The following is a 12,139-nucleotide window of genomic DNA, read 5'->3' on the forward strand; positions in this document are numbered from 1 at the left end:
CTCTCAAAGCACAAATGGACATTCCGGCGCCGCTGCGTAAAAGCCGGCTGGCCAACCCGGGCTGGTTTCTGGTCAGCCCTTCGGTGGCGCTGTTGCTGCTGTGGATGATCGTGCCGCTGGGCATGACCCTGTACTTTTCGCTGATCCGCTACAACCTGCTGTACCCCGGCGACAACGCCTTCGTCGGGCTGGAGAACTTCAGCTACTTCCTGACCGATTCGGGCTTCCTGCCCGGCGCCACCAATACCTTGTTGCTGGTCGGCAGCGTGCTGCTGATCAGCGTGGTGTTCGGGGTGTTGATCAGTGCCCTGCTGGAGGCCAGTGAGTTCCTCGGCCGCGGCATCGTGCGGGTGATGTTGATCTCGCCGTTCTTCATCATGCCCACCGTCGGTGCGCTGATCTGGAAGAACCTGATCTTCCATCCGGTCTCGGGGATTCTCGCGGCCGTGTGGAAGCTCTTCGGCGCACAACCGGTGGACTGGCTCGCGCATTACCCGCTGCTGTCGATCATCATCATTGTCTCGTGGCAATGGCTGCCCTTCGCGATCCTGATCCTGATGACCGCCATGCAGTCACTCGATCAGGAACAGAAAGAAGCCGCGCGCCTGGATGGCGCCGGCCCCATCGCGATCTTCTGGCACCTGACCCTGCCGCACCTGGCACGGCCGATTGCAGTGGTGGTGATGATCGAAACCATCTTCCTGCTCTCGGTGTTTGCCGAAATCTTCACCACCACCAACGGTGGCCCCGGCTACGCCTCGACCAACCTCGCCTACCTGATCTACAACCAGGCGCTGGTGCAGTTCGACGTCGGCATGGCCTCGGCCGGTGGCTTGATTGCGGTGGTGATTGCCAACATTGCGGCGATCATCCTGGTGCGGATGATCGGCAAAAACCTGACAGATAAAGCCTGAGGCCTGCGCCATGACTCTTCAACAAACCCGCCGCCTGCAAAGCCTGTTGCTCGGTACCCTGGCCTGGGCCATCGCGATCCTGATTTTCTTCCCGATCTTCTGGATGGTGCTGACCAGTTTCAAAACCGAAATCGACGCGTTCGCCACGCCGCCGCAGTTCATCTTCACGCCAACTTTAGAGAACTACCTGCACGTCAACGAGCGCAGCGGCTACTTCAGCTTCGCCTGGAACTCGGTGGTGATTTCGTTCAGCGCGACGGCCCTGTGCCTGCTGATCGCGGTGCCGGCGGCGTACTCCATGGCGTTCTACGAAACCCAGCGCACCAAGGGCACGCTGCTGTGGATGCTCTCGACCAAGATGCTGCCGCCAGTCGGCGTGCTGATGCCGATCTACCTGCTGGCCAAGAGTTTCGGCCTGCTCGATACGCGGATCGCGCTGATCATCATCTACACGTTGATCAACCTGCCGATTGTGGTCTGGATGATTTACACCTACTTCAAGGACATTCCCAAGGACATCCTCGAAGCCGCGCGCCTGGATGGCGCCACGCTGTGGCAGGAAATGGTCCGGGTGCTGCTGCCGATTGCCAAGGGCGGACTGGCATCGACCGTGTTGCTGTCGTTGATCCTGTGCTGGAACGAGGCGTTCTGGTCGCTGAACCTCACCTCCTCCAAAGCCGCGCCATTGACTGCATTGATCGCCTCGTACTCCAGTCCCGAAGGGTTGTTCTGGGCCAAGTTGTCGGCGGTCTCGACGCTGGCCTGCGCACCGATCCTGATCTTCGGCTGGATCAGCCAGAAACAACTGGTCCGCGGCCTGTCCTTCGGCGCCGTGAAATAACGCCCCTTTCGAATCATTAAAAGCGGAGGCCCGTCATGGCCCATCTGAAAATCAAGAATCTGCAAAAAGGTTTCGAAGGCTTTTCCATCATCAAAGGCATCGACCTTGAAGTGAACGACCGCGAGTTCGTGGTCTTCGTAGGCCCGTCCGGGTGTGGTAAATCAACCTTGCTACGGCTGATCGCCGGGCTTGAAGAAGTCAGCGCCGGCACCATCGAACTCGATGGCCGCGACATCACCGAAGTCAGCCCGGCCAAGCGTGACCTGGCGATGGTATTCCAGACCTACGCCTTGTATCCGCACATGAGCGTGCGCAAGAACATGTCCTTCGCCCTCGACCTGGCCGGAGTGAACAAGGCCGAGGTGGAGAAAAAAGTCAACGAAGCGGCACGGATTCTCGAACTCGGGCCGATGCTCGAACGCAAGCCGAAACAGCTCTCCGGTGGTCAGCGTCAGCGCGTGGCGATTGGCCGGGCGATTGTGCGCAACCCGAAAATCTTCCTGTTCGATGAACCACTGTCCAACCTCGACGCCGCCCTGCGAGTACAGATGCGCCTGGAGCTGGCACGACTGCATAAAGAACTGCAGGCAACGATGATCTACGTGACCCACGACCAGGTCGAAGCCATGACCCTGGCTGACAAGGTCGTGGTGCTCAACGGTGGCCGGATCGAACAGGTCGGCTCGCCGCTGGAGCTCTATCACCAGCCGGCCAACCTGTTTGTCGCAGGCTTTCTCGGCACCCCGAAAATGGGCTTTCTCAAGGGCAAGGTCACCCGTGTCGAACGCCAGAACTGCGAAGTGCTACTGGACGCCGGCACTCGCATCACATTGCCGCTGAGCGGTGCCAACCTGAGCATTGGCGGCGCGGTGACGCTGGGTATTCGTCCGGAACACCTGAACCTCGCGTTACCCGGCGACTGCACCTTGCAAGTCACCGCCGACGTCAGCGAACGCCTGGGCAGCGACACCTTCTGCCACGTGCTGACCGCCTCCGGTGAAGCCCTGACCATGCGCATTCGCGGCGATCTGGCGAGTCGTTATGGCGAACAACTTAGCCTGCACCTGGACGCCGAACACTGCCACTTATTCGATGCCAACGGGGTGGCAGTGGCCAGACCGCTGCGTGCCGCTGCCTGATTGCCGAGATCCGACATGAAACTGAACAAGCCCAACCTTACCCGTCTGGCACCTGAAGTGGCTCTGCCCGCCTACACCCTGAGTGCGACTCGCCAAGGTATCGCACACATCGGCGTCGGCGGTTTCCATCGCGCCCATCAGGCCTATTACACCGATGCCTTGATGAACACTGGAGAAGGCCTGGACTGGAGCATCTGCGGCATCGGCCTGCGTGCCGAAGATCGCCGCGCCCGGGATGACCTGGCCAGCCAGGATTACCTGTTCACGCTGTTTGAACTGGGCGACAGCGGCGACACCGAAGTACGGGTCATCGGTGCCATCAGCGACATGCTGCTGGCCGAAGACGACACCCAGGCGCTGATCGATAAACTCGCCAGCCCGGACATTCGCATCGTCTCGCTGACCATCACCGAGGGGGGTTATTGCATTGACGACAGCACGGGTGAGTTCATGGCCCAGCTGCCACAGATCCAGCATGACCTGGCGCATCCGAACGCACCGAAAACCGTGTTCGGTTTCCTCTGTGCGGCCCTGGCCAAACGCCGCGCCACCGGCATTCCAGCGTTCACCCTGATGTCCTGCGATAACCTGCCACACAACGGCGCGGTCACCCGTAAGGCCCTGCTGGCCTTCGCCGCCCTGCGCGATGCCGATCTGCGGGACTGGATCGGCGCAAACGTCAGTTTCCCCAACGCCATGGTCGACCGCATCACACCGATGACCAGCTCGGCTCACCGCTTGCACCTGCACGACGAACACGGCATCGACGATCTATGGCCAGTGGTCTGCGAACCTTTCGTGCAATGGGTGCTGGAAGACAACTTCGTCAACGGTCGTCCGGCCTGGGAAAAAGTCGGTGTGCAGTTCACCGACGACGTCACGCCTTACGAAGAGATGAAAATCAAACTGCTCAACGGCAGTCACCTGGCCCTGACCTACCTGGGCTTTCTCAAGGGCTATCGCTTCGTCCACGAAACCATGAACGATCCGTTGTTCGTGCGTTACATGCGCGCCTATATGGACCTCGACGTAACGCCGCAATTGGCGCCGGTGCCGGGCATCGACCTGACGCAGTACAAGAACACCCTGGTCGAGCGTTTCTCCAATCAGGCGATTGCCGATCAACTGGCGCGGGTTTGCTCCGACGGCTCATCGAAGTTTCCGAAATTCACCGTACCAACCATCAACCGCTTGATTGCCGATGGTCGCGAGACCAAGCGTGCGGCATTGGTAGTGGCCGCGTGGGCGATTTATTTGAAGGGCGTGGATGAGAATGGCGATACCTACCCGATTCCCGACCCACGGGCAGAGTTCTGTCAGGCGCTGGTGGCCGATGATGCGTTGATCACTCAGCGGATGCTGGAGGTTGAGGAAATCTTTGGCACGGCGATCCCCCACTCTGCGGAGTTTGTTGCAGCGTTTGAATGGTGCTGCAACAGCTTGCGTGAGCATGGCGTGACGCGGACGCTGGAGCGGGTGTTGGCCGGTTGATCGTTCCCACGCGCAGCAAAGGAATGCAACCCGTGACGCTCCGCGTCACATCCAGAAGCGGACGCAGAGCGTCCATTGAGGTATTCCCGCGCGGAGCGTGGGAACGATCTTTGGCAGGGTGTTTCCATGACAAACCGATTATTCCTCGGCATCGACTGCGGCACCCAGGGCACCAAAGCGCTGATCCTCGATTCGCGCAGCGGTAAAGTTCTCGGTCAAGGCGCCGCCGCCCACAGCCTGATCAGCAGCGCCAATGGCCGTCGTGAACAAGACCCGGCCCAATGGCTTGAAGCCTTGACCCTCGCCACTCGCCAGGCCTTACTCGCCGCCAACATCAGCGGTCGGGAGATTCTCGGCATCGGCGTCTCAGGCCAGCAACATGGCCTGGTCCTGCTCGATGAACAAGGTCAGGTCCTGCGCCCGGCCAAGCTCTGGTGCGACACTGAAACCACCGCAGAAAACCAGCGATTGCTGACTCATCTGGGCGGCGAAAGTGGCTCGTTGGAACGCCTCGGCGTGGCCATCGCACCGGGCTATACCGTGTCCAAACTGTTATGGACCCAAGAGCAGCATCCGCAAATTTTCGCCCGCATCGCTCACATTCTGTTGCCCCACGACTACCTCAACTATTGGCTGACCGGGCGCTGCTGCAGCGAGTTCGGCGATGCTTCGGGTACCGGCTACTTCAATGTGCGAAGCCGCCAATGGGATCTGCAGCTACTTCGTGACATCGACCCCAGTGGGCGCTTGCAAGCGGCGCTGCCCGAACTGCTGGAGGCGCATCAGGCGGTCGGCACGATTTTGCCGGACATCGCCGAACGATTGGGCATCAACCCAAAGGCGCTGGTCGCCAGCGGTGGCGGCGACAACATGATGGGCGCCCTCGGCACCGGCAATATCCAGCCCGGTGCAATCACCATGAGCCTGGGCTCTTCGGGCACCGTGTATGCCTACGCCGAACAGCCCAACGTCAGCCCGGACGCGGCAGTCGCAACGTTCTGCTCCTCCAGTGGCGGCTGGCTGCCGTTGATTTGCACAATGAACCTGACCAACGCGACCAGCGCCGTGCGTGAGCTGTTCGATCTCGACCTCTCACAATTCAATGCCCGGGTCGAGCAGTCACCGATTGGCGCCGAAGGCGTGAGCATGCTGCCGTTCCTCAACGGCGAGCGCGTCCCCGCCCTGCCCCATGCCACCGGCAGCCTGCTGGGGCTGAACATGAGCAACCTGACCCAGGCCAACCTCTGCCGCGCGGTGGTTGAAGGCACCACTTTCGGTTTGCGTTATGGTCTGGACCTATTGCGTCACAACGGATTGCAGAGCCGCAGCATTCGCCTCACCGGTGGTGGCTCAAAAAGCCCGGCATGGCGGCAGATGGTCGCCGACATCATGAATACCCCGGTGGTGTGCACCGAACACAGCGAGGCCGCAGCCCTCGGTGCAGCGATTCAGGCGGCGTGGTGCGAGTCGGCCGCCGGTACCCAGCAAAGTCTGTTGGCGTTGTGCGAGCGCTGTGTCAGCCTCGACCCCAGCAGCGAAACCCAACCCGTTGCGGTGAATGTAGCGGCCTACCAACAGGCCTATGAGCGTTATCGCCAACAGGTCGCAACCCTTTAAAGAGTGAACAACTATGTATCTGGTGTGTGGAGAAGCACTGTTCGATTTCTTCAGCGAAAACGCGGCCAGCAGTCAGGCTTCGACCGTGAATTACAAGGCAATTGCCGGCGGATCACCATTCAACGTGGCGGTCGGCTTACGTCGATTGGGGGTGGACTCGGCGCTGTTCGCCGGGCTGTCCACCGACTACCTCGGCCGTCGCTTGCAGCAGGTGTTAGCTGATGAAGGGGTACGTGCTGATTACTTGCTGGACTTCGACGCGCCAACCACCCTGGCGATGGTCGCGGTCGGTGCCAATGGCTCGCCACATTACAGCTTTCGCGGTGAAGGTTGCGCTGATCGCCAGCTCACGCTCGCCCATCTGCCAGAGTTGAGTGATGAGGTGCGCGGTCTGCACATCGGCTCGTTCTCGCTGGTGGTGCAACCGATTGCCGACACACTGCTGGCGCTGGTACGTCGGGAAAGCGGTAAACGCCTGATCAGCCTCGATCCGAATGTACGGCTTAATCCCGAGCCGGACATCGAATTGTGGCGTTCGCGGATTGCCGAGTTGATGAAATACGCCGACCTGATCAAGGTCAGCGACGAAGACTTGAGCCTGCTGTATCCGGGGCGCGAGCCGCAGAGTGTGATCGACAGCTGGCTCGAACATCGCTGCCAATTGGTGTTCCTGACCCGCGGCGGCCAGGGTGCGACGGTGTTCAGCCGTCGTCATGGCAGTTGGTCCGCGCCGGCAAGCAAGGTGGTCATTGCCGACACCGTTGGTGCCGGTGACACTTTCCAGGCTGCATTGATCACCTGGCTGACCGAGCAACAGCTCGATTCAGTCGACGGCTTGCAGCGCTTGAGCCGCGAACAGATCGACGCGATGCTCAGGTTCGCCATCAGCGCAGCCGCCCTGACGTGCAGCAAGACCGGGCCGGATTTGCCGTACCGGCATCAGTTGGAAATGCGCTGAATGTGAGGGCCTCTTCGCGAGCAAGCTTTGCTCCTACAGGTCACGTGTTACTTGACGACATTGATCACCCGTAGGAGCAAGGCTTGCCCGCGAAAGCGGTCTACCTCACACCACCACTCTCACTGTCACAACACTGAGAAGTTGTAACTCACAATCAACCGGGTCTCATCCACATCCCGGGCGAACTTCTCGTAGTTGCTCCGATACGTCGCGTTGCGCAGCCGCAGGCTCAGATCCTTGAACGTCCCGCTCTGCACTACATACTTGAGCTCGCTGTCGCGCTCCCACTCCTTGCCTTCCTGCTCGCTGCCCGGCACCTTGATCTGATCGCCATTCACATAGCGGGTCAGGAAGCTCAAGCCATTGAGGCCGACGGCCTTGAAGTCGTAGTCGTAGCGCAACTGCCAGGAGCGTTCCTGGGCCGCAGCGAAGTCGTTGACCTGCACATAGTTGACCAGATACGGGTTACTGCCATCCAGGTACGGCATCGAGTTATCACCGATCATTCGCTGCCAGCCGGCGCTTAGCGTGTGACCGCCAAGGGTGTAGCCGAGCATGCCACTCAAGGCACGGTTCTCGATGGAGCCGGCGCGAGCGGCGCCGCTGTCGGCACTGTCGAATACGCGCAGGTCAGCCTTCAACAGGCCCGAGCCTAATGGCTGATTGGCCAGCAAACCGACAAAGTGCTGACGGTAGATATCTTCCAGTTCGGCGTAATGATACTGAGCGGTCAGGCGCTCGTTGATCTTGTAATCGATGCCATACATATCGAAGTGATCGGCCGTGACGTTGCAGGCGTAACGCTTGTTCTTGCAGTGCACGCGGATGTCCTGGGCGTCGGTGGAATCCCGAGCGGTGTATTTGTCCAGGCGAGCGGCCGTGAAGGTCAGGTCCTTGAATTCTTTCGATGTGAGCATCGCACCGTTGAACATCGTCGGCAGCAGACGACCGTCGTTGTATTTCAGCAGCGGCAGATCCGGTAGCAACGCGCCGTACTTCAGGACGCTTTGCGAAACGCGGACTTTGGCCGTCAGGCCCAGCTTGGCGTATTGGTCTTTCGAGCCACGTGGATTCTCGCCGGTGGACGGCAACAAGCCGCTGTTGCTGCTGTCGGGGCTGGAATCGAGTTTGAGCCCGAGCATGCCCAACGCATCGACGCCGAACCCTACGGTGCCTTCGGTGTAGCCCGATTGCAGATTGAGAATGAAACCCTGGGCCGACTCGTCACGCTTCGACGCACCCTGCTCGTTCGAGGTATGACCATCACGAAAATCGCGGTTGAAATACACCGTGCGCGATTCGACTTTGACGCTGCTGTCTTCGATAAAACCGCTGGCCTGGGACTGCGCGGTAAAACCTGCGCACAGCAGCAAAGCGCCGAAGCCCAGAACCGGGCACGGTGTGATGAGGGGAAACGGGGGACGCATGAAAAAAAGCTCCAACAGCGCATCTTTGCGGCAGGACAATCAGCCAACACAAATAGCGTTCATCCAGCGAAAAGGTTCGCCGTGATGAAGTGAAAAGTTACGGGGGTGATTGCCAATAGTGGCAGATGGCTGCTAGCTGATACAGACGACTTTAGTCTGAAAATGACTGCCAATTACTGCCCGCCGATGAGTTACCGATAGCGCTTAATGAACACGTACTCATCGTTTTTTCGGTGACAAGACCAGACTAGCCACGACCCTAGAGGCGCATTCTGTCCGACTGGTTACGTATGCCAGGAGCAGCGTAAACACGTAAACTCCCGCCCTTATCAGGAAACGGACTTCGGATTCAACGTCATGGAATTGCAATTCAGCATTACCCCCAAGCATACCGAGATCAGGATCGGCAAACTGCTGGAGCGCGAGATGCTCAAGCATGATCAACAGCAGGCCCGACTGCTGGGCTATGTCGCACGCTTTCAGGACCGCCTGATCGCCCCGCTGCTGTTTCTCCTGGGCCTGGTTGGCGGCATGCTGGCAATCTATTTCCCTGCGCGCGAGTTCAGCACTCAGAAGTTCATCTCCATGGCGCTGTTTGGGGTGATCTTCTTGGTGTTCTGGCGGGTCTACTCCGGTCGCCTGCTAAGCCATTTACGTGAACGTATCGCCGACAACCGTGCCAAGCCGCGCGCGCCTTTTCGCAGCGCGAACCAGCGTCTCATAGCAATGAAATTGCGCATTTCCCTCAAGGCAGCTGAAGGTGGTTATCGCCTGCAATTCGACGACCAGGGCTTCACCCTGATCAATACCAGGGGCAAAGGCGCCATAAGTAGGCTGGCCTGGGGGCAGATTGCGCGTCTCACAGTAACGCCCGACTTCTACTCCGTTGCCTGCGCCAAACTGTATCGTGAGGACAAGGCCTATCACATCCCCAGGCATAGCGATGTGATGGACGCGGATTCGTATCAGCAAGGTTTGCAGCTGTTTTTGAGCCGAGTGCCCGTCTCGGCCAAGGAGTCATGCGTCGCGCCCTGAGCCTCTTCTGACCAGCGTGACCCTTTTTGTGTCCCTCTCCCTTTAACCCGCCTCGGCGCAAATATTAAAGAACATGGTCAAATGAGAAAAATTTGGCTGTATACGATAGCTCTGTTGGTGGGCGGCCCTGCTTACGCAGAACCCATCAAGGCGATCCTCAGCTGTCCATTCTCCGATGGAACGCATGCATCGCTGTTGGCCACATCGACTTTGGAAGGTCAGAAGCTGTTTTTGAAAGTCGACGGGAATATCCAGAGTGCATTTTCCGATATGCCGAACGCTGATTTTGTCGGACAGATTGTCATGGCCAAGTGTGTTGCGTCCGGCTTGATATTCGCACTCAACTACGGAACTCCGTACTCCAAGGGAGTCCTCTTACGAAAGAATCCAATAAGTCACGCTACCGAACGGATTGATTTTTCTGAAAAAGCGCTTCCTCGCTGGCTCTATGTCGGGCGTGAACAGATGCGACTCGTCATTCCAAACAGTGGACATGAAGTCGCCGCAAAGTTTCTGGTCTACGATTTCGTCAATGCAAAGGGACAGCCGGAAGAAGTCGAAGGCGTTGATACTCTTCCAGACAAGCTCGGATTTAAGGTTCTACGCTTGAAATGAGCAAACGTTTGGCATTGACACTTCCATCACTGCTCACATGCCGGGCAGTTAGCCGCATTAATACTCTTTACTCCGACTCAATACGGCTCATACGGCATATCATTCAAATGAGACAATTTTCGCTTGGCATCTCGCTTGCCCTATTCTGCGTACATACTTTTGCTGCACCACCACAGATAAAACCTGTCGTCAGCTGTGAGTTGGCAGGCCCCAGGAATACGGTCGAACTGTTACGTGGCTCACCCATTGTTGACTCCTACATCTACAACATCCGCCACACTCAAAAAAACCGACTTATCTTTGGCACCCAGGATGCCTCTCGAGGTACCTCTGTTCAGTGGCAGTGCGCATCCAATCAATCGAATATGAACGTACTGGTGGTCTCTGGTGAATTCACGTCGAACTATCTCCAGGGCGCTCTTTTTTACTACGACCCGAAAACAGGGCAAATAGAGCGTGTCGATTTCGCCGAAAGAAATCGCCCGCGCTGGGTGCAAATGTCCGAACAGGGGGCTCGCGTGATTTTCGAGAACACGGGTAATGAGAGCTCCCACAAGTATTTGGTCTACGGAAAAGGCGACACGTATCTGGAGCTTGATGAGTTACCACCAGCATCTGATGAAAATGGAGGTCCCCTGATCGAACTGCATGGTCCTCAACCGTAAGTCGATCAACCCGCTACGTCCGTTAGGAACCCCACCGAGCTTAACCCCCGGTTAATCCTGCGGTCTAAAATTAACTGGACCGCGTTCGCGCAGAATCTTCTGACGCCCTGCGCGGCAGGGCCGACATCGTCAGGTGTCGCGCTGACTTCACGTCTGCACCGGAGACTTCTCATGAACATGCGAACTTTACTGGTGGCCTCTGCCCTCGCCTGCACCGGGTTTACCGGGCTGGCGCTGGCCGACTCCGCACCCTCCCAGCCTGTGCCGTATCACTACGGAATGTCGCTGCACGTCAAGAAAGTGGTTTCGATGACCGAGCCCACAACGCAAGACTGCAAGGTGGTGACGGCGGAGATGAAGTTCATCGACGACGTGGGTAAACAGGAATACATCAGCTATCGCAAGCTGTCGGATGCCTGCAGCTATCAGAACTGAGTCATGGCGCTGCGCAACGCCAGGCATTTGGTGATGGGCGAGGCCAAAGGTTATGCTTTGGCCTCCCCTCACTGCCGCAAGGATTCGCCATGCAGTTTTCGTTTCGCACACTGTCGATGTTTACCGCTGGTCTGTGTTTTGCGCTGGCGCTGGTCTGGGGCTTTATACCCGAGGTGATGCTGTCGATCTGGAGTATCGGATACTCGGACGCGACAGGCTTGGTGGCCAGACGCAGTGCGATGTTGTTTGTGGCGCTGGGCGTGATGTTTTATCAGACTCGCAACGCGCCGCCGTCCATTTCGCGTAGCGCGCTGAGCAGCGGTCTCGTGGTGGCGGTTTTCGGGCTGGCCACACTGGGTGTCGGCGAATGGCTCAACGGCCACGCCGGCCCGGGTATCTTGCTGGCGGTGGCGGTGGAGATTGCGCTGGGCCTGGCATTTCTCCAGACCCGGCGTGCGCCCGTCGAACTCGCAGAAATCGTGGATTAATGCGCGCGGACCTTTGACGCGAGCACATGGCTGCCGGGGGTGTGATCCTCCAGGTCGTGGCGCAACTCAGCGATCAAATCGTTGATTTCACGACAGCCGTTAAGAGCGTTCGCATCGATGCCGGTCACCAGCAGATCCAGTTGGTCCGTCCGGTGGTTGTCGTAGACCTTGACGGTCATCGACAAGTCCGGTGACAAGGTGCATTGGCACCGTTTAGGCAAAAAGCTGTGTTCAATGATATTGCGAAGTTCCAAGGCAGAAAGAAACATTACACCCCTCCCTTTTTGTAGGACCATCGATCAATCGCCGGGTTAACCGCCGTCAGTCTTGCCCATCCTTATCTCGCGGTTTTTCCTGGCGTGTTTTTCATGCACTGGAATGAAGCATAAGGTATGCCCGGGAATTCGCACGACGGGCCGTCGGTAAATCAGCTATTTGCGACGAACCGCCAAGTGACCTCGTGCAAAACGCATGATTGCCACTAATCATCTCTCACGTTGCCAACTTCGCCGTC

General features: G+C 58.3%; 13 protein-coding genes. 11 read left to right on the forward strand and 2 right to left on the reverse strand.

The window, feature by feature from the left end:
- The first annotated feature begins 14 nt into the window (after window positions 1-14).
- The 6 genes from AABM55_RS15885 (at window position 15) to AABM55_RS15910 (ending at window position 6,960) form a co-directional block, all read left to right on the forward strand.
- A complete protein-coding gene (locus tag AABM55_RS15885; protein WP_256585191.1) occupies window positions 15-914 on the forward strand; it encodes a carbohydrate ABC transporter permease in 900 nt (299 codons plus the stop codon).
- A 10-nt stretch (window positions 915-924) separates the two neighbouring features.
- Window positions 925-1,755 (forward strand): carbohydrate ABC transporter permease, encoded by an 831-nt coding sequence (locus AABM55_RS15890; protein ID WP_054597530.1) that lies wholly within the window; start codon window positions 925-927, stop codon window positions 1,753-1,755.
- 35 nt (window positions 1,756-1,790) lie between these two features.
- On the forward strand, window positions 1,791-2,894 hold the full coding sequence (locus AABM55_RS15895) for a sn-glycerol-3-phosphate ABC transporter ATP-binding protein UgpC (RefSeq protein WP_347926911.1): 1,104 nt from the start codon (window positions 1,791-1,793) through the stop codon (window positions 2,892-2,894).
- A gap of 15 nt (window positions 2,895-2,909) precedes the next feature.
- The gene (locus tag AABM55_RS15900) at window positions 2,910-4,385 is read left to right on the forward strand and encodes a mannitol dehydrogenase family protein (RefSeq protein WP_347926913.1); all 1,476 of its coding nucleotides are present in this window, start codon (window positions 2,910-2,912) and stop codon (window positions 4,383-4,385) included.
- A gap of 126 nt (window positions 4,386-4,511) precedes the next feature.
- Window positions 4,512-6,002: a xylulokinase gene (xylB, locus tag AABM55_RS15905; RefSeq protein ID WP_347926915.1), complete on the forward strand. Its 1,491-nt coding sequence runs from the start codon at window positions 4,512-4,514 to the stop codon at window positions 6,000-6,002.
- Between the two features lie 13 nt (window positions 6,003-6,015).
- On the forward strand, window positions 6,016-6,960 hold the full coding sequence (locus AABM55_RS15910; RefSeq protein ID WP_054597534.1) for a carbohydrate kinase: 945 nt from the start codon (window positions 6,016-6,018) through the stop codon (window positions 6,958-6,960).
- A 125-nt stretch (window positions 6,961-7,085) separates the two neighbouring features.
- Here the strand turns inward: AABM55_RS15910 and AABM55_RS15915 are convergent, their stop codons facing one another.
- A complete protein-coding gene (locus tag AABM55_RS15915; RefSeq protein WP_347926917.1) occupies window positions 7,086-8,387 on the reverse strand; it encodes an OprD family porin in 1,302 nt (433 codons plus the stop codon).
- Window positions 8,388-8,744: 357 nt separating this feature from the next.
- Here AABM55_RS15915 and AABM55_RS15920 point away from each other — a divergent pair, with 357 nt between their 5' ends.
- The 5 genes from AABM55_RS15920 (at window position 8,745) to AABM55_RS15940 (ending at window position 11,625) form a co-directional block, all read left to right on the forward strand.
- A complete protein-coding gene (locus AABM55_RS15920; protein WP_054597536.1) occupies window positions 8,745-9,422 on the forward strand; it encodes a hypothetical protein in 678 nt (225 codons plus the stop codon).
- 81 nt (window positions 9,423-9,503) lie between these two features.
- Entirely contained in the window at window positions 9,504-10,037 is a 534-nt protein-coding gene (locus tag AABM55_RS15925) for a hypothetical protein (protein WP_347926919.1), read from the forward strand.
- A complete protein-coding gene (locus AABM55_RS15930) occupies window positions 10,034-10,702 on the forward strand; it encodes a hypothetical protein (RefSeq protein ID WP_347926921.1) in 669 nt (222 codons plus the stop codon). The genes AABM55_RS15925 and AABM55_RS15930 overlap by 4 nt, the downstream gene beginning before the upstream one ends.
- 171 nt (window positions 10,703-10,873) lie before the next feature.
- On the forward strand, window positions 10,874-11,137 hold the full coding sequence (locus AABM55_RS15935) for a DUF2790 domain-containing protein (protein ID WP_347926922.1): 264 nt from the start codon (window positions 10,874-10,876) through the stop codon (window positions 11,135-11,137).
- An 89-nt stretch (window positions 11,138-11,226) separates the two neighbouring features.
- Window positions 11,227-11,625: a hypothetical protein gene (locus AABM55_RS15940; protein WP_347926923.1), complete on the forward strand. Its 399-nt coding sequence runs from the start codon at window positions 11,227-11,229 to the stop codon at window positions 11,623-11,625.
- Here the strand turns inward: AABM55_RS15940 and AABM55_RS15945 are convergent.
- Window positions 11,622-11,894, reverse strand: a complete 273-nt coding sequence (locus AABM55_RS15945; protein ID WP_054597541.1) for a DUF1652 domain-containing protein — start codon at window positions 11,892-11,894, stop codon at window positions 11,622-11,624. The two genes, AABM55_RS15940 and AABM55_RS15945, sit on opposite strands and share 4 nt — an antisense overlap.
- Between the last annotated feature and the right edge of the window lie 245 nt (window positions 11,895-12,139).

It is taken from the genome of Pseudomonas helvetica (genome assembly GCF_039908645.1).
Classification (GTDB): Bacteria; Pseudomonadota; Gammaproteobacteria; order Pseudomonadales; family Pseudomonadaceae; genus Aquipseudomonas; species Aquipseudomonas helvetica.

Bases quoted from the DNA above. Each gene is read 5' to 3' on its own strand.
- AABM55_RS15885 (WP_256585191.1), top strand. From the start codon at position 15: ATGGACATTCCGGCGCCGCTGCGTAAAAGCCGGCTGGCCAACCCGGGC.
- AABM55_RS15890 (WP_054597530.1), top strand. From the start codon at position 925: ATGACTCTTCAACAAACCCGCCGCCTGCAAAGCCTGTTGCTCGGTACC.
- AABM55_RS15895 (WP_347926911.1), top strand. From the start codon at position 1,791: ATGGCCCATCTGAAAATCAAGAATCTGCAAAAAGGTTTCGAAGGCTTT.
- AABM55_RS15900 (WP_347926913.1), top strand. From the start codon at position 2,910: ATGAAACTGAACAAGCCCAACCTTACCCGTCTGGCACCTGAAGTGGCT.
- xylB (WP_347926915.1), top strand. From the start codon at position 4,512: ATGACAAACCGATTATTCCTCGGCATCGACTGCGGCACCCAGGGCACC.
- AABM55_RS15910 (WP_054597534.1), top strand. From the start codon at position 6,016: ATGTATCTGGTGTGTGGAGAAGCACTGTTCGATTTCTTCAGCGAAAAC.
- AABM55_RS15915 (WP_347926917.1), bottom strand. From the start codon at position 8,387: ATGCGTCCCCCGTTTCCCCTCATCACACCGTGCCCGGTTCTGGGCTTC.
- AABM55_RS15920 (WP_054597536.1), top strand. From the start codon at position 8,745: ATGGAATTGCAATTCAGCATTACCCCCAAGCATACCGAGATCAGGATC.
- AABM55_RS15925 (WP_347926919.1), top strand. From the start codon at position 9,504: ATGAGAAAAATTTGGCTGTATACGATAGCTCTGTTGGTGGGCGGCCCT.
- AABM55_RS15930 (WP_347926921.1), top strand. From the start codon at position 10,034: ATGAGCAAACGTTTGGCATTGACACTTCCATCACTGCTCACATGCCGG.
- AABM55_RS15935 (WP_347926922.1), top strand. From the start codon at position 10,874: ATGAACATGCGAACTTTACTGGTGGCCTCTGCCCTCGCCTGCACCGGG.
- AABM55_RS15940 (WP_347926923.1), top strand. From the start codon at position 11,227: ATGCAGTTTTCGTTTCGCACACTGTCGATGTTTACCGCTGGTCTGTGT.
- AABM55_RS15945 (WP_054597541.1), bottom strand. From the start codon at position 11,894: ATGTTTCTTTCTGCCTTGGAACTTCGCAATATCATTGAACACAGCTTT.